This is a genomic window from Bradyrhizobium sp. ERR14, assembly GCF_014198235.1.
Lineage (GTDB): Bacteria > Pseudomonadota > Alphaproteobacteria > Rhizobiales > Xanthobacteraceae > Bradyrhizobium.
Window position 1 is genome coordinate 109,764 of the sequence record NZ_JACIHD010000001.1, and the last position, 16,112, is coordinate 125,875.

Annotated in this window: 13 protein-coding genes; 9 read left to right on the forward strand and 4 right to left on the reverse strand. The window is 66.0% G+C overall.

All coding sequences use genetic code 11. The annotated features are described in order from the left end of the window. The first annotated feature begins 13 nt into the window (after window positions 1–13). From GGD62_RS00525 to GGD62_RS00555, 7 genes are all read left to right on the forward strand, one after another. Window positions 14–1,159 (forward strand): isobutyryl-CoA dehydrogenase, encoded by a 1,146-nt coding sequence (locus tag GGD62_RS00525; RefSeq protein WP_183237232.1) that lies wholly within the window; start codon window positions 14–16, stop codon window positions 1,157–1,159. Continuing rightward, complete coding sequence (locus tag GGD62_RS00530; RefSeq protein ID WP_183706794.1) at window positions 1,156–2,223, forward strand: enoyl-CoA hydratase/isomerase family protein; 1,068 nt, start codon at window positions 1,156–1,158, stop codon at window positions 2,221–2,223. Before GGD62_RS00525 ends, GGD62_RS00530 begins: the two co-directional genes overlap by 4 nt. Before the next feature lie 6 nt (window positions 2,224–2,229). Then, on the forward strand, window positions 2,230–3,138 hold the full coding sequence (gene mmsB, locus GGD62_RS00535) for a 3-hydroxyisobutyrate dehydrogenase (RefSeq protein ID WP_312014246.1): 909 nt from the start codon (window positions 2,230–2,232) through the stop codon (window positions 3,136–3,138). Window positions 3,139–3,266: 128 nt separating this feature from the next. Then, window positions 3,267–4,982, forward strand: coding sequence for an AMP-binding protein (locus GGD62_RS00540; RefSeq protein ID WP_183706796.1), 1,716 nt, complete (start codon window positions 3,267–3,269; stop codon window positions 4,980–4,982). Further along, window positions 4,983–5,462 (forward strand): MaoC family dehydratase, encoded by a 480-nt coding sequence (locus tag GGD62_RS00545; protein WP_028145119.1) that lies wholly within the window; start codon window positions 4,983–4,985, stop codon window positions 5,460–5,462. It abuts the gene before it with no gap. A gap of 220 nt (window positions 5,463–5,682) precedes the next feature. Then, window positions 5,683–6,600, forward strand: a complete 918-nt coding sequence (locus GGD62_RS00550) for an SDR family NAD(P)-dependent oxidoreductase (protein ID WP_018319886.1) — start codon at window positions 5,683–5,685, stop codon at window positions 6,598–6,600. Then, entirely contained in the window at window positions 6,597–7,817 is a 1,221-nt protein-coding gene (locus GGD62_RS00555) for a TIGR03862 family flavoprotein (protein WP_183707552.1), read from the forward strand. Before GGD62_RS00550 ends, GGD62_RS00555 begins: the two co-directional genes overlap by 4 nt. Window positions 7,818–7,914: 97 nt before the next feature. On the opposite strand, the gene GGD62_RS00560 is transcribed toward GGD62_RS00555, so the two are convergent. The 3 genes from GGD62_RS00560 to GGD62_RS00570 form a co-directional block, all read right to left on the reverse strand. Beyond that, complete coding sequence (locus GGD62_RS00560) at window positions 7,915–8,994, reverse strand: D-TA family PLP-dependent enzyme (protein ID WP_018319888.1); 1,080 nt, start codon at window positions 8,992–8,994, stop codon at window positions 7,915–7,917. A 67-nt stretch (window positions 8,995–9,061) separates the two neighbouring features. Then, window positions 9,062–10,873, reverse strand: a complete 1,812-nt coding sequence (locus GGD62_RS00565) for an ABC-F family ATP-binding cassette domain-containing protein (protein WP_183706797.1) — start codon at window positions 10,871–10,873, stop codon at window positions 9,062–9,064. Between the two features lies 1 nt (window position 10,874). Continuing rightward, complete coding sequence (locus GGD62_RS00570; protein WP_018319890.1) at window positions 10,875–11,378, reverse strand: YaiI/YqxD family protein; 504 nt, start codon at window positions 11,376–11,378, stop codon at window positions 10,875–10,877. A gap of 104 nt (window positions 11,379–11,482) precedes the next feature. Here GGD62_RS00570 and GGD62_RS00575 point away from each other — a divergent pair, with 104 nt between their 5' ends. Next, window positions 11,483–12,280 (forward strand): hypothetical protein, encoded by a 798-nt coding sequence (locus tag GGD62_RS00575; protein ID WP_183256665.1) that lies wholly within the window; start codon window positions 11,483–11,485, stop codon window positions 12,278–12,280. 175 nt (window positions 12,281–12,455) lie between these two features. Here the strand turns inward: GGD62_RS00575 and GGD62_RS00580 are convergent, their stop codons facing one another. Further along, complete coding sequence (locus GGD62_RS00580; RefSeq protein ID WP_183706798.1) at window positions 12,456–14,828, reverse strand: xanthine dehydrogenase family protein molybdopterin-binding subunit; 2,373 nt, start codon at window positions 14,826–14,828, stop codon at window positions 12,456–12,458. Window positions 14,829–15,038: 210 nt separating this feature from the next. Between GGD62_RS00580 and GGD62_RS00585 the strand changes: the two genes are divergently transcribed. Next, window positions 15,039–16,112 carry a Ppx/GppA phosphatase family protein gene (locus GGD62_RS00585; RefSeq protein ID WP_018317671.1) on the forward strand — a complete coding sequence of 358 codons (1,074 nt, stop codon included), beginning with the start codon at window positions 15,039–15,041 and terminating at the stop codon, window positions 16,110–16,112.

Sequence of the window (16,112 nt, forward strand, 5' to 3'; positions counted from 1 at the left end):
GAGCGAGGCTCATATGCAGTTCGCTCTGAACGAGGATCAGATCGCGGTTCGCGACATGGCGTTGGCGTTTGCGGCGGAGAAGATCGCGCCGCACGCGCTGCGCTGGGACGAGGAGAAGCATTTCCCCGTCGACGTGATGCGCGAGGCCGCGACGCTGGGCATGGGCGGCATCTACATCCGCGAGGATGTCGGGGGATCCGCGATGACACGGTTCGACGCGGCGCTGATCTTCGAGGCGCTGGCGACGGGCTGTCCGACCACCTCCGCCTTCATCTCGATCCACAACATGGCGAGCTGGATGATCGATGCCTTCGGCAGCGACACCCAGCGCCACACATGGCTGCCAAAACTCTGCACCATGGAGCTGATCGCCAGCTACTGCCTGACCGAGCCGGGCGCGGGCTCGGATGCCGCGGCGCTGCGTACGCGCGCCGTGCGCGATGGCGATCATTACGTTCTCAACGGCCAGAAGCAGTTCATCTCCGGCGCCGGCGGCACCGATCTCCTGGTCGCGATGGTGCGCACCGGCGGCGATGGCCCGGGCGGCATCTCGACCCTCGTCATCGACGGCAAGACGCCGGGCGTCTCCTTCGGCGCCAATGAGCGCAAGATGGGGTGGAACGCGCAGCCGACCCGCGCCGTGATGTTCGAGAACGCGCGCGTGCCTGTTACCAATCGCCTCGGCGAGGAGGGCATCGGCTTCAAGATCGCGATGGCGGGTCTCGATGGCGGCCGCCTCAACATCACCGCGTGCTCGCTGGGTGGTGCGCAGACCGCGCTCGACAAGGCGCGGGCCTACATGAAGGAGCGCAAGGCGTTCGGAAAGCGTCTCGACGAATTCCAGGCGCTGCAGTTTCGCCTCGCCGACATGGCGATCGAACTGGAAGCCGCGCGTACCTTCCTGTGGCGCGCCGCTGCGGCGCTGGACCGCAAAGACCCTGATGCCACCATGCTGTGTGCGATGGCAAAACGCTTCGGCACCGACGTCGGCTTCGAGGTCGCCAACCATGCGCTGCAGCTTCACGGTGGCTACGGGTACCTCAGCGAATACGGCATTGAGAAGATCGTGCGCGATTTGCGTGTGCACCAGATCCTCGAAGGCACCAATGAAATCATGCGGCTCATCGTGGCGCGCAAACTGATCGAGGGCGCGCGATGAGTTCAGTGGAAGAGGGCGATCTCGTTGCCCGCGTCGAGGGCGCGGCCGGCGTGATCAGGCTCAATCGTCCGAAGGCCATCAACGCCGTCACGCTGGAGATGTTTCGCGACATCGACAAGGCGCTCGACCGCTTCGAGGCCGATCCGGCCGTCGCGGTGATCGTGCTGGAAGGCTCCGGCGAGCGCGGCCTCTGTGCCGGCGGCGACATCCGCACGCTCTGGGAGAGCTCGAAGGTCAACGGCGACCTCGGCAAGATCCTCTGGCGCGAGGAATACATCCTCAACGCCCGGATCAAGAAATTCCCAAAGCCGTATATCGCCTTCATGGACGGCATCGTGATGGGGGGCGGCGTCGGACTCTCCGCCCATGCCAGCCATCGCATCGTCACCGATCGCACGAAGCTGGCAATGCCCGAGGTTGGGCTCGGCTTCTTCCCCGACGTTGGCGGCACCTATCTGTTGTCGCGTTCGCCGGGCGAGGTCGGCACTTACTTCGGCCTGACCGGCCAGACCATGAACGGGCCCGACGCGATCCACGCCAAGTTCGCCGACGCCGTGGTGCCGGCGGCCAGATGGCCAGAGCTGCGCGAGGTGCTGACCAAGGTGGGCCCAGGCGCGAGCGCGGCCGATGTCGGCAAGCTCATCAATGGCTTTGCGACCGGCGAGACCTCGGGGCCGGTGGCCGCAAAAGAGCCTGCTATCGACGCATTGTTCGGCTTCGACCGGATGGAAGATATCTTTGCTGCCCTGAAACGGGACGGCTCCGAATTCGCGCTGGCGACGCTGAAGACGCTCAACGAGAAATCGCCGCGCGGCATGGTGGTGACGCTGAAACTGTTGCGACTGGCGCGCACCGCGTCGAGCCTGGAGGAATGCCTGGTGCGCGAATACCGCGCCGCGCTGGAGGTGTTCCGCAGCGATGATTTTCGCGAGGGCGTGCGCGCGGCCGTGATCGACAAAGACCGCAACCCGATCTGGTCGCCGCCACGAATTGAGGATGTGACGCCGCAAATGCTTGCACCGTATCTCGCCGAGATCGGCGCCGACGAGCTGAAGTTCAACTAATCAACGATTGAAGCGGAGGAAACGACAATGGCCACGATCGCATTCATCGGTCTCGGCAACATGGGCGGCCCTATGGCGGCCAACCTCGTCAAGGCCGGCCACAAGGTCGTCGCGTTCGACCTCGTCGAAGCCTCGCGCAATCAGGCCAAGGCCGACGGCGCCGGCATCGCCGACAGCGCCGCGGATGCAGTGAAGGGCGCCGATGTCGTCGTCACCATGCTGCCGGCCGGCAAGCATGTGCTCGGCGTCTGGAACGAAGTCCTTCCCGCGATGACCAAGGGCGCGCTGGTCATCGACAGCTCCACCATCGACGTCGAGAGTGCGCGGCAGGCGCATGCGCTCGCCGGCAAGCACGGTGTGCTCTCGGTGGATGCGCCGGTCTCCGGCGGCACCGGCGGCGCCAAGGGCGCGACGCTGACCTTCATGTGCGGTGGCGAGGAGAACGCATTCGCGGCGGCAAAGCCCGTGCTGGAGAACATGGGCAAGAAGATCGTGCATTGCGGCGGCGCCGGCGCAGGGCAGGCGGCCAAGATCTGCAACAACATGATCCTCGGCATTTCCATGATCGCGGTGAGTGAAGCTTTCGCGCTCGGCGAGAAGCTCGGCCTCTCGCACCAGGCGCTGTTCGACGTCGCCTCGACCTCGTCGGGCCAGTGCTGGTCGCTGACGACCTATTGCCCGGTGCCGGGTCCGGTGCCGACCTCGCCGGCCAACAACGACTACAAGCCGGGATTCGCCTCGGCGCTGATGGTGAAGGATCTGACGCTGGCGCAGGACGCCGCGAAGGCTGCGGGCGCGGCCACCCCGCTCGGCAAGCATGCGCAGGAGATCTATCAGTCTTTCGACGCAGCCGGGCAAGGCGGGGTGGATTTTTCCGGAATTATCAAGCACGTTCGCAGCCTCGCTGGAAAATAGCGAGGCTTCGTAGCCCGGATGGAGCGAAGCGACATCCGGGACAGCTGCTTCCAATGGCGTAGCCGGCCCCGGATTGCGCTTCGCTCCATCCGGGCTACGTTCGAAGATCAATTCGACGGGCCCGGAACATGACGACATTTCAGGACGCGCGCGCGTTTCTGCTCAAGCACCGCACGGATTACGAGGCCGCGGTCAAAGGATTCCGCTGGCCGGATCCGGTTCCCTTCAACTGGGCGCTCGACTGGTTCGACGAGCTGGCGAAGGACGCCGAAGCCAAGGACCGGCCCGCGCTCTGGATCGTCGATGCCGCGCAGGACCGCCAGACAAAACTATCCTTTGCGGCGCTCTCCAAGCGCTCGAACCAGGTCGCGAATTTTCTCCGCGCGCAGGGCCTGAAGCGCGGTGATCATCTCTTGCTGCTGCTCGGCAATGTGGTTCCGCTGTGGGAGACGATGCTGGCGGCGATGAAGCTCGGCGTCGTCGTGATCCCCGCGACCACGCTGCTCACCGCGGATGAGCTGCGCGATCGCCTCGATCGCGGCAAGGCGAGGGCGGTGGTGGCCGCCGAGGACCAGGTCGCGAAATTCGCAAGCCTTGGTGCCGAGAACATCGTTCGCATCGTGGTCGGCACGGCTCACGACGGATGGCTCTCCTATGATGAGGCCGCAAAGGCCCCGGAGAGTTTTAGCGCCGATGGGCCGACTAATGCCGACGACCCGATGCTGCTCTATTTCACCTCGGGGACCACGGCAAAACCAAAACTTGTCCGGCACAGCCAGCGCAGCTATCCGGTCGGGCATCTGTCGACCATGTACTGGATCGGGCTGCAGCCCGGCGACGTCCATCTCAATATCTCATCGCCCGGCTGGGCCAAGCATGCCTGGAGCTGTTTCTTCGCGCCGTGGAACGCGGGCGCCACCGTGTTCGTGGTCAACCAGCCGCGCTTCGACGCCAAGAGCCTGCTCGCCACCATCGGCCGCTGCGGCGTCACCACGCTGTGCGCGCCGCCGACGGTGTGGCGGCTGTTCATCCAGGAGGACCTGGCGTCCTTCAAGGTGAGCTTGCGCGAGGTCTGCGGCGCCGGCGAGCCGCTCAATCCTGAAGTGATTGACCAGGTGCGGGCGGCCTGGGGTCTCACCATCCGTGACGGATACGGCCAGACCGAAACCACGGCGCTGGCCGGCAACTCGCCGGGCCAGAACATCAAGATCGGCTCGATGGGCCGGCCGCTGCCTGGCTATCGCGTGCAGATCAGCGATGCCGACGGCAACAAGGCGAAGGAAGGCGAGGTCACGCTGGTGCTCGGCGCCGAGCGGCCCGCCGGCCTGATGCAGGGTTATCAGAGCGACGACGGCAAGCTCGCCGGTGTCGAAGGCGAGCTCTATCGCAGCGGCGATGTCGTGTTCGAAGATGACGAGGGCTATCTTACCTTTGTCGGCCGCTCCGACGACGTGTTCAAGTCGTCGGATTACCGCATCAGCCCGTTCGAGCTGGAGAGCGTGCTGCTCGAGCACGAGCTGGTGGCCGAAGCCGCGGTGGTGCCGAGCCCGGACCCGATCCGGCTCGCGATCCCCAAGGCGTTCGTGCTGCTGACCTCGGGCGCGGAGCGGACGCCTGAGACCGCGCTGTCGATCTTCCAGCACCTGCACACGCGGCTCGCCCCGTTCAAGCGCATCCGTCGCCTCGAAATCGTCACCGAGCTGCCGAAGACGATCTCTGGCAAAATCCGCCGGGTGCAGCTACGCAGGCTGGAGCGGGACGATGATCGCAACGATCCGCTGCGCGGCCGGGAATTCCGTGAGGAGGATTTTCCGGAACTGCCGAAAACACGGAGTGAGACCTAAGTGAACGAAGTCTGGAAGAAGCCGCCGATTTCCTTGGAAGCCTACCAGGCCATGGTCGGCAAGGAGATCGGCGTGTCGTCGTGGCACCTGATCGATCAGCCGCGCATCGACACCTATGCCGATGTGATCGAGGATCACCAGTTTATCCACGTCGATCCTGAACGTGCCAAGAAGGAGACCGCCTTCGGCACCACCATCGCGCACGGCTTCCTGACGATGTCGCTGCTGTCGATCATGTCCTATGAGGTGATGCCCGTGATCGCGGGGACCACGATGGGCGTCAATTATGGCTTCGACAAGCTGCGCTTCATCTCGCCGGTCCGCTCGGGCAAGCGCGTTCGCGGCCGTTTCGTGCTGGCCGAAGCCAAGCTCCGTAAGCCCAACGAACTGCAGTCCCGCACCAATGTCACCGTGGAGATCGAAGGCGAGGACAAGCCGGCGCTGGTCGCGGAGTGGCTGGGTCTGATCTATTTCGCGTAGGCCGGGCCGGGCTTGACCCGGCCAGCCATCGCTGCTCAAAAAGGCAACCCAGAGCGGGGTTTTACCCTCTCCCCTTCGGGAGAGGGTGCCTCGCGGAACGCGAGGCGGGTGAGGGGTCTCTCTCCGCGAGCGCATCTGTCGAGAGAGACCCCTCATCCGGCGCTGCGCGCCACCTTCTCCCACAAGGGGAGAAGGGAAGAAGAAATAGAGACCTTCACTCATGGCAATCAGGTTCGACGGACGCGTCGCCATCGTCACCGGCGCGGGCAATGGTCTGGGGCGCGCGCATGCGCTGGGGCTGGCCAGCCGCGGCGCGAAAGTGGTCGTCAACGATTTCGGCGGCGCGCGTGACGGCACCGGTGGCTCGCTGTCGCCGGCCGAGACCGTGGTCGAGGAAATCCGCAAGGCCGGCGGCACCGCGATGGCGGATGGCGCCGACGTCTCCAATTTCGAACAGGTCACCGCCATGGTCGAGCGCGCCACCAAGGAGTGGGGTAGCGTCGACCTCTTGTGCGCCAATGCGGGCATTTTGCGCGACAAGTCGTTCGGCAAGATGGAAGCGGCCGACTTCCAGAAGGTGCTCGACGTGCATCTCGTCGGCACCTTCTATTGCTGCAAGGCGGCCTGGGCCGGCATGCGCGACCGCAACTATGGCCGCATCGTGCTGACGACGTCGTCCTCCGGCCTCTACGGCAATTTCGGCCAGGCCAATTACGGCGCGGCCAAGTCCGGCATGGTCGGCCTGATGAACGTGCTCGCCGAAGAAGGCCGCAAGTCCGACATCCGCGTCAACATCATCTCGCCGACGGCCGCTACCCGCATGACGGAAGAGCTGTTGCCGCCGCAGGCGCTGCAACTGATGAAGCCGAACGCGATCACGCCCGCGGTCGAGTACATGCTCAGCGAGGACGCGCCGACCCGCACCATCATGGGCGCCGGCGCAGGATCGTTCGCCGTGATCAAGATCGTGGAGAGCGAGGGCATCAACCTGCCGGAATCCGAATGGACGCCGGACGCCGTCGCCGCGCATTTCGCCGAGATCAGCGACATGTCGAAGGCGAAGGCGCTGACCGGCGCGTTCGAGCAAACGCAGAAATACGTGGCCCAGGCGGCGGCACGGGCGGGGATCAAGCTCTGACTGACATCGCCGTCATCGGGGCCGGTCCCGCCGGGCTGATGGCGGCGGAGATGCTGGCGCGGGGCGGCGCGCGCGTCACCGTGTACGACGCGATGCCGTCCGCGGGCCGAAAATTCCTGATGGCCGGCCGCGGCGGGCTCAACCTCACCCACAGCGAGCCGCTGCTGGATTTCATGGCGCGCTATCGCGAGGCCGCACCGAAGCTGCAGGCGGCGGTCGAGGCGTTTTCGCCTGAGGCGTTGCGCGCGTGGAGCGAAGCGCTGGGCGAGCCGACCTTCGTCGGCAGCAGCGGGCGCGTCTTTCCGAAGGCGTTCAAGGCCTCGCCCTTGCTGCGCGCCTGGCTCCGGCGGCTCGATGCCAGCGGCGTGCGGTTTGCGTTTCGTCATCGCTGGACCGGCTGGGACGGTGAGGGGCGGCTGGTGTTTCGAGCGCGCGATGGCGCAGCGGCCGTCACTGCCAGCGCCACCGTGCTCGCGCTTGGCGGCGCCAGCTGGCCGCGGCTGGGGTCGGATGGCAGCTGGGCCGACATCCTTGCCGCGAAGGGCGTTGCCATCTCAAAGCTGCGGCCAGCCAATTCCGGCTTCACGGTCGCTTGGTCCGATGTGTTCCGCGATCGTTTCGAGGGCCAGCCGCTCAAGGGCGTGGCGCTGACGATCGGCGCGCATACGGTGCGCGGCGAAGCCATGATCACCCGTATCGGCATCGAAGGCGGCGCGATCTACGCGCTGTCGGCGGAGTTACGGGAGGAGGTGCTCAGTCTCGGGCAGGCGACGCTTTCGATCGCATTGCGGCCCGACCTCGACGCCGCCGCTCTGACCACGCGGCTGTCAGGGACACGCGGCAAGCAATCGCTCGCGAACTTCCTGCGCAAGGCGGCGCAATTGTCGCCGGTCGGAATCGGCCTGATGCAGGAGGCCGCCATCGTGTCCGGCCGGCCACTGGCCTCGTTCTCGCCGGCCGAGCTTGCGCATCTGATCAACGCAATCCCGGTGCAGCTAAGCGGCGTTGCCCCGATCGATCGCGCGATCTCGACTGCGGGCGGAATCACCTTCGACGAGATCGACAACCACTTCATGCTGCGCAAGCTGCCGGGCGTGTTTGCCGCGGGCGAGATGCTGGATTGGGAGGCGCCCACGGGCGGATATCTGCTGCAGGCGTCTTTTGCCACCGGCGCTGCGGCGGGCAGGGGCGTGCTGAGCTGGCTCAAGAAATCGTAGGATGGGCAAAGGCGCGAAGCCCCGTGCCCACGATCTTTCGCAGTCACGACGAGAAGTCGTGGGCACGCTTCGCTTTGCCCACCCTACGGCAGCTCGCCTACCGTAGCTTGCCCCGCGCCGCCACCGGCAGTGTGCCGATGATCTCCTCGCCGCGGACCATCACCACTTCGTCCATCATGTTGACGACGACGCAGACATGGTTCGGCACGATGCGGACGACGTCGCCGACATTGGGCCGCGTGTTGCTGCGGGAGAGATCGAGGAAGCCGTGCTCCTCGGCGAATTTTGCGATCTTGGCTTCGGGATGCTCTAGGATCAGGCCGTGTCCGTCGAGACCGCCGGTATCAGTGGTCAGCGTCTTCGAGCCGGCATCGAGGATGCCGCGCTCGGGCGCGGCGCGGCTCACCACGGTCGAATAGATGTGCAGCGCGCAGTCGTCCCAGGTGGCGGAGCCCGCCGCGACCTGCATGCGGTCGTTGTAGATGTAGGTGCCGAAGCGATGCTCGGTGCCGCCCTTGAGCTTGCCGATATTCTTCAGGTTCGGCGTGCCGCCGGTCGAGACGATTTTTGCGTCCAGCCCGTGCGCGCGCACGCCGACCAGCGCCTCGTCGTAGAATTTCTGCGCGTCCGCCCAGCCGGTCTCGGTCGGATACAGCATGAAGCCGGCGAACTGCAGCCCCTTGGATGCGGCGATCTCGCGCGCCAGCGCGATCGCCTCCGCCGGGGTCTCGACGCCGGCGCGCTTGCGCCCCGTATCGCATTCGACCACGACCGAGAGCGGACGGCCCGACGCTGCAGCAGCCTTGGGCAGGCCGGCGACGACGGTCGAATTGTCGGCGGCCACCGTCATGTTGGCCTTCGCCTGCAGCGCGCCGAGCCGCGCCATCTTCTCTTCGCCGAGGAGGTTGTAGCTGATCAGGATGTCGTCGATGCCGGCGTTGGCCATGATCTCGGCTTCGCCGAGCTTCTGGCAGGTGATGCCTTTGGCGCCGGCCGCAACCTGCATCTTGGCGATGGTCGGGTTCTTGTGGGTCTTGATGTGCGGACGGTTGGCGACACCGGCCTCGTCGCAGGCTTTCTGGATCCGCGCGATGTTGCGCTCGACCCTGTCCATGTCGATGACGGCGCAGGGCGTGCCGTATTCGCGGGCGATTTTTGCAGCGAGGGGAGTTGTCATGGGAGTCGTCTCTTAGTTGGCGCGCATTCTGGTCGCAAAACTGGTGCCCACTTTTGCGGAATGCGCGCTAGGCCTGCTCAATTTCTTCCCGAAGCATTTCAAGTTCGAGCCAGCGCTCTTCAGCGGCAGACAGTTCATCATGCGCCTTGGCGATAGCGGCGGAGGTGTCGTCGAATTTCTTGCGATCTTTCGCATAGAGATTTGGATCGTCGAGCACGCGCTGCAGTTTTGCAATGTCGGCCTGCAGCGTCTCCATTTTCTTCGGCAGCGTTTCCAGCGCATGCTTCTCGTTGAAGCTCAGCTTGCGCTTCGGTGCGGAGGCGGGAGCAGCGGCGCGCTCCTCTCTCTTCTCCGCAACCGGCTGGGCCTTCGCCGTCTCGCGCTTCAGGTCCGCACCGCGCTGGGTCAGCATGTCGCTGTAGCCACCGGCATATTCGGTCCACTTGCCGTTGCCCTCAGGTGCGATCACGGAGGTGACGACGCGGTCGAGGAAGTCGCGGTCATGGCTGATCAGGATGACGGTGCCCTCGTAGTCGCCGAGCATGTCTTCGAGGACGTCGAGCGTTTCGAGATCGAGGTCGTTGGTCGGCTCGTCCAGCACCAGGAGGTTCGAGGGTTTTGCCAGCGCGCGCGCCAGCATCAGCCGACCGCGCTCACCGCCCGAGAGCACTTCCACCGGCGTGCCGCGCTGCTCCTGCGCGAACAGAAAGTCCTTCATGTAGCCGACGACGTGCTTCGGCTTGCCGCCGACCATGATCTGGTCGCCACGACCGCCGGTCAGTGCTTCGGCCAGCGTCGATTTGGGATCGAGGCTTTCGCGGTGCTGATCGAGCGTCGCTATCTCCAAATTGGCCCCGAGGCGCACCGTTCCGGAATCCGGCTCTGCGCCGCCGGTGAGCAGATTGACCAGCGTGGTCTTGCCGGCGCCATTGGGGCCGATGATGCCGAGGCGGTCGCCGCGCTGGATGCGGGTCGAGAAATTCTCGACGATCTTGCGCTCGCCATAGGCCTTGGTGACGCCCTTGGCCTCGATCACCAGCTTGCCCGACTGCTCCGCTTCGGCCGCCGCGAGGCTGGCGGTGCCGGCCGTGCCGCGGTAGTTGCGGCGCTGGTCGCGCAGCGTATGCAGATTGGCGAGGCGCTTGACGTTGCGCTTGCGCCGGCCGGAGACGCCGTGGCGCAGCCAGTGCTCTTCGTCGACGATCTTGCGGTCGAGCTTGTGCTGGTCGCGCTCTTCTTCCGCCAGCACCTCGTCGCGCCAGCTCTCGAACGAGGCAAAGCCGCGGTAGATCTGCTTGATCTTGCCGCGGTCGAGCCACGCGGTGGCGCGCGAGAGATTGGTGAGGAAGCGGCGGTCGTGGCTGATGATCACCAGTGCGCTGCGCCTGGAGTCGAGCTCCTGCTCCAGCCATTCGATGGTGGCGAGATCGAGATGGTTGGTCGGCTCGTCCAGCAGCAAAATGTCCGGCGAGGGCGCCAGCACATAGGCCAGCGCCGCGCGGCGGGCCTCGCCGCCGGAGAGATTGTGCGGGTTCTCGTCACCGGTCAGGCCAAGCTGTTCCAGCAGGTAGCGCGCCTGGTGCTGGTCGTCGCCGGGGGCGAGACCGGACTCGACATAGGCCAGCGTGGTCTTGTGCTCGCCGAAGTCGGGCTCCTGCGGCAGGTAACGCACGGTGGCGCCGGGCTGCACGAAGCGCGTGCCGCCGTCGGGCTCCACCAGGCCGGCCGCGATCTTCAGCAGCGTCGACTTGCCCGAGCCGTTGCGACCGATCAGGCAGACGCGCTCGGATGGCGCGACATTGAGTTCGACGCCCGAGAACAGTGGCGTGCCGCCAAAGGTCAGCCTGATGTCTTTCAGTTGGATCAGCGGCGGCGCCATGTCAGCCCTGACTCAAATTCTGGCTCGTTGCGGCCTGATCGGCGCGGCGGCGCTGGATCCGGCGCAGCGTCTGGTCGAGCGCCGAGAGGAAGGCGGAGCGGTCGCGCGGCGCGAATGATCGCGGGCCGCCGGTGACTTCGCCGGCCGAGCGCAGATCCGTCATCAGATTGCGCACCGCCAGCGTCATCCCGATCGACTCCTCCGTGAACGGCTTGCCGTTCGGGGCGATCACGTCGGCGCCGGCCTTGACGCAGCGGCTCGCGAGCGGAATGTCCGATGTCACGACGACGTCGCCGGGCTTGACGCGTTCGACGATCCAGTCGTCGGCGGCGTCCATGCCGGCGCCTGCGGCGATGCGCTCGATCAGCGGATCGTGCGGCACGCGGATGAAATTGCCGGCGACCACGCTCACGGGCACGCCGTGCCGGAGCGCGACGCGATAGATCTCGTCCTTTACCGGGCAGGCGTCGGCGTCGACATAGATGCGGGTGGGGGTGTCAGTCATTCGCCGCGTGGTACCCCATTCGGGCTGCAAAGGCGAGGGGATTGACCGGTGTTCCCTGGGGCCTACGATCCGTCCGAAACAACAAGAACAGGGAAGATGACCCCATGCCGAACCGGCTCGAAACCTGGCGCGTCGAGGCCTACAACACCGCCAAGCAATCCGAAAACAAGATGCATGACGACACGGTGGCGCGCCGCTTCGGCTTTTCCGGCGGGCTGGTCCCTGGCGTCGATGTCTTCGCCTACATGATGCACGTGCCGGTGGCGCGCTGGGGCCGCGATTTCCTGTCCCGCGGGCTGGTCGAGGCCCGCTTCATCAAGCCGGTCTATGATGGCGAGACCGCCGATGTCGATGCGACCGAGCACAACGGCTTGCTGACGATCGAGGTGTTCAGCCGCACCGAGCTCTGCGCGACAGGCACGGCCTCGCTGCCGGCGGCCGCGCCTGTGGTGTCGCCGAGCGACTATGTCGCGATGCCCGTGGTGGCCGAGCGCAAGCCGGTCAGTCCCGCGACGTTCGAGACCGGCAAATGGCTGGGCACGACGCCCCGGCGCTGGGCCGGGCAGGATGCGGCTGACTATCTCGCCGACATCAGGGAAACCGATCCGATCTTTGCGCGCGAAGGACTCGGCCATCCCGGCCTGATCCAGCGCGTCATGAACCGCGTGCTGGTCGACAACACCATTCTCGGCCCGTGGATCCATGTCGGCAGCCGCATGCAATTGCTGTCGGCGGTACGCACCGGCGACGAGATCACCGCGCGGGCGAAGGTCACGGCCAATTACGAGAAGAAGGGCCACCGCTTCGTCGAGCTCGACGCGCTCGTCGTCGCCAACGGCACCACGCCGCTCGCCCACTGCCAGCACATTGCGATCTACCAGCCGCGCGAGCAGGCGGTGTAGGGTCTTCGCCTCGCCCCGCTTGCGGGGAGAGGCCGACGCGCGGAACGCGCGGCGGGTGAGGGGGAGTCTCCGCAAGGACGATGAAAGTTGGACTCGCGGAGAGTCCCCCTCACCCGAAGCCTTGCTGCGCTCCGGCTTCGACCTCTCCCCGCAAGCGGGGAGAGGTGAACGACGACTACGCCGCCTTCGCCTTACCATCCTGGATTGCCCGCCACACACGCTCCGGGGTCAGCGGCATGTCGATGTGCTTGACGCCGTAATCCGAGAGCGCGTCGAGCACCGCGTTCACTACCGTCGACAGGCTGCCGGCGCATCCCGCTTCGCCGCAGCCCTTGCTGCCGAGCGGATTGGTCGTGGCAGGCACCGGGTGATCGCCAACCGTCATGTTGGGAACGTCCTCGGCGCGGGGCAGGGCGTAGTCCATCAGCGAGCCCGTGATCGGCTGGCCGCTCTCGTCGTAGCGGATGTGCTCCATCAGGGCTTGCCCGATGCCCTGGACGACGCCGCCATGGAGCTGGCCTGCGACCAGCAGCGGGTTGATCACCGTGCCGAAATCGTTGACCGCGCTGTAGCGCACGATCTGCACCACGCCAGTCTCAGGATCGATCTCGACCTCGGCGACGTGACAGCCGTTCGGAAACGCCGAGGCGACCGGTTCGCTGGTGTGATCGACGTCGAGGCTATCGGGCACGCCTTCCGGCGTCTTGCCGTCGTGCAGCTTCTTGGCGAGCTCCATGATGTCGATGCTGCGGTCGGTGCCGGCGATGGTGAAGCTGCCGCCTTCGAATTCGATGTCGGCTTCGGACGCCTCCAGCATATGCGCCGCCGCGCGCTTGCCTTTCTCGATGACGAGCTTGGCAGCCCCCACGATGGCCTGGCCGGTTGCAGTGATCGAGCGCGAGCCGCCGGTGCCGTTGCCGGTGTGGACGATATCGCTGTCGCCCTGCACCAGCTTGATGCTCTCGAAGGGAACCCCAAGCTGCTCGCTGAGCACCTGCGCGAATGGCGTGGCATGGCCCTGGCCGTAATCGAGCGTGCCGGTGATGAGCTGCACGGTGCCGTCAGCGTCGAACACGATCTTGCCGAGCTCGGGGCTCGGCGGCGCGGTGACCTCGAGATAGGAGCCGACCGCGATGCCGCGCAGCTTGCCGGCCTTCTTGCTCTCTTTCTTGCGCTTGGCGAAATTCTCGTGGTCGGAGATCTCGAGCGCCTTGTTGAACACGGCCTGGAAGTCGCCGCTGTCATAGGTGACGCCGGAGGAGGCCGCGAACGGGATCTGGTTCGGCTTGATGAAGTTGCGCTTGCGCAAGGTCAGCCGGTTGACACCCATCTCGTCGGCGGCGCGATCGATCAACCGCTCCATGTAGTAGTTTGCCTCGGGCCGGCCGGCGCCGCGATAGGCGCCCATCAGCGTGGTGTTGGTCAGCACCACCTTGATGTCGACGGCCATCAGCGGCGTGCGGTAGACGCTGGAAAAATTCTTGCCGGTGTTGAGCGAGAGCGGCCCCGGCGCGACGCCGGTGATGTAGGCGCCGAGATTGCCGTAGCCGGACAGCTTGGCCGCGAGGAAATGCCCCTCGGCATCGAGCGCGAGCTCGGCATGGATCTTTTGCGCGCGGCCGTGGCTGTCGGAGAGGAAGGCGGTCGAGCGCTCGTCGAGCCATTTCACCGGGCGGCCCAGCACTTTCGCCGCGTACAGGATGCACATGTACTCGGGATAGTTGATGTTCTTCATGCCGAAGGAGCCGCCGACATTGGCGGTGAGGATGCGCACCTTCTCGCTCGGCACTTTCAGGTTCTTGGCGAGGTTGGCGCGGTTGCCGGCGACGCCCTGCGTCGGCACCTGAAGCGTGTAGCGCTCGGTTGTCTTGTCGTAGGAGGCAAGGCCGACGCGCGGCTCCATCGAGACCACGGCGACGCGGGTGTTCTCGATGTCCATCCTGGTGACATGGGCGGCGCTGGCAAAGGCCGCGTTGACCTTGTCCATGTCGCCGTAATGGTAGTCGAGCGCGATGTTGTGGGGAATGTGCTCATAGAGCTGCGGCGCGCCGGGCTTGGCAGCTTCTTCAGGGTCGGTCACAGCCGGCAGCGGCTCGATATCGAGCTCGACCGCCTCGGCGGCGTCGCGCGCCTGCGCCAGCGTCTCGGCCACGACGAAGGCGACGGGATCGCCGACGAAGCGGACCTTGTCGGTCGCCAGTGGCTGACGGTTGGTCTGGAGCAAAGGCGAGCCGTCGCGGCTCTTCAGCGGCAGGCCGCAGGTGAAGGGGCCATAGCCGGCGGCATCGAGATCCCTGCCGGTCCACACGCCGAGCACGCCCGGCATCGCCTTGGCGGCATCAATGCCGATGCCGCGGATGGTGCCATGGGCGTGGGTGGAACGGATGACCACGGCATAGGCCTGGCCGGGCAGGTTGAAATCGTCGGTATAGCGGCCCTTGCCGCGCACCAGCGTGTCGTCCTCCTTGCGGCGGACGGGCTGCCCGACGCCATATTTTTGCAGTGCAATAGCGTTTTCGAGCGTGGACGATTTGGTGTGTTCTTGCATGGGAAATGACCTGAAAAGCCGGCATTTGCGCATTTTCGCGGCAGCGGGGCACCGGATCCCCTTGAGATAACCCACCACCCCGTTCACGACAACGCACGAATGGGCATGGTCCCATGTGATGCGTTGTTGCGCAGGCCTGCCGCGCTGCTAATGTTTCAGGCGAAAAATCAATTCCAGACCGGCCCGACCGGCCGCGGAAAGACAGTTTGTATGAATGACCACACGCGGCTCCGCGACGGCCATGCGCCGCACGGTGAGCTGGAGGGGTCGATGGCGGCGGTGGCGTTGGCCACCGAACCGGCTGTCGGCGCGCAGGCGTCGGGAACCGGCGTCTATGCGGCGCTGGACCTCGGCACCAACAATTGCAGGCTGCTGATCGCCTGTCCGACCCAGGACGGCTTTCGCGTCGTCGATTCCTTCTCGCGCATCATCCGGCTCGGGGAGGGGGTCTCGGCGACCGGCTGTATCAGCGAGGCCGCGATCGAGCGTGCCATCGCCGCGCTCAGCATCTGCCGTGACAAGATCAATTTGCGCAAGGCGCGCCGGTTGCGGCTGATCGCGACCGAAGCCTGCCGCGCGGCTTCGAATGCGGAGGGGTTCCGCAGCCGCGTCGCGGCCGAAACCGGCATCGAGCTCGAAGTGATCGACCGCGAGACCGAGGCCGCGCTCGCTGTGCTCGGCTGCTCGCCGCTGGTCGACCCGCGGGGACGCGGCGCGATCCTGTTCGACATCGGTGGCGGCTCGACCGAGTTGGTGCGGATCGAGCGCGACGCGGACAATCCGGAGCCGCGGATCAAAGCCTGGATGTCGATCCCCTACGGGGTGGTCACGCTCGCCGAGCAGTTCGGCGGCCGCGACGTGACGCCGGAGATCTACGCCGCGATGGAGCAGGAGGTCGCGAACCACGTCGCGCCGTTCGCCGAGGTCCACGGCGGCGATCTCGCCGACATGCACCTGCTCGGCACGTCAGGCACGGTGACGACGCTCGCCGGCATCCATCTCAACCTCGCGCGCTATGACCGCCGCCGCATCGACAGCATCTGGATGAACGATTCCGACATCACCGCGACCATCAACAAGCTGCTCGGCATGAGCTACGAGGAGCGCGCCGGCAACAGCTGCATCAGCGTCGAGCGCGCCGATCTCGTGCTCGCCGGCTGCGCCATCCTCGATGCTATCCGCCGCGCCTTTCCGCTGCCGCGCCTGCGCGTCGCCGACCGGGGCCTGCGCGAGGGCATGCTGGTCGAGATGATGCGCGAGGACGGCGCGCTCAGGAGCTGGTGA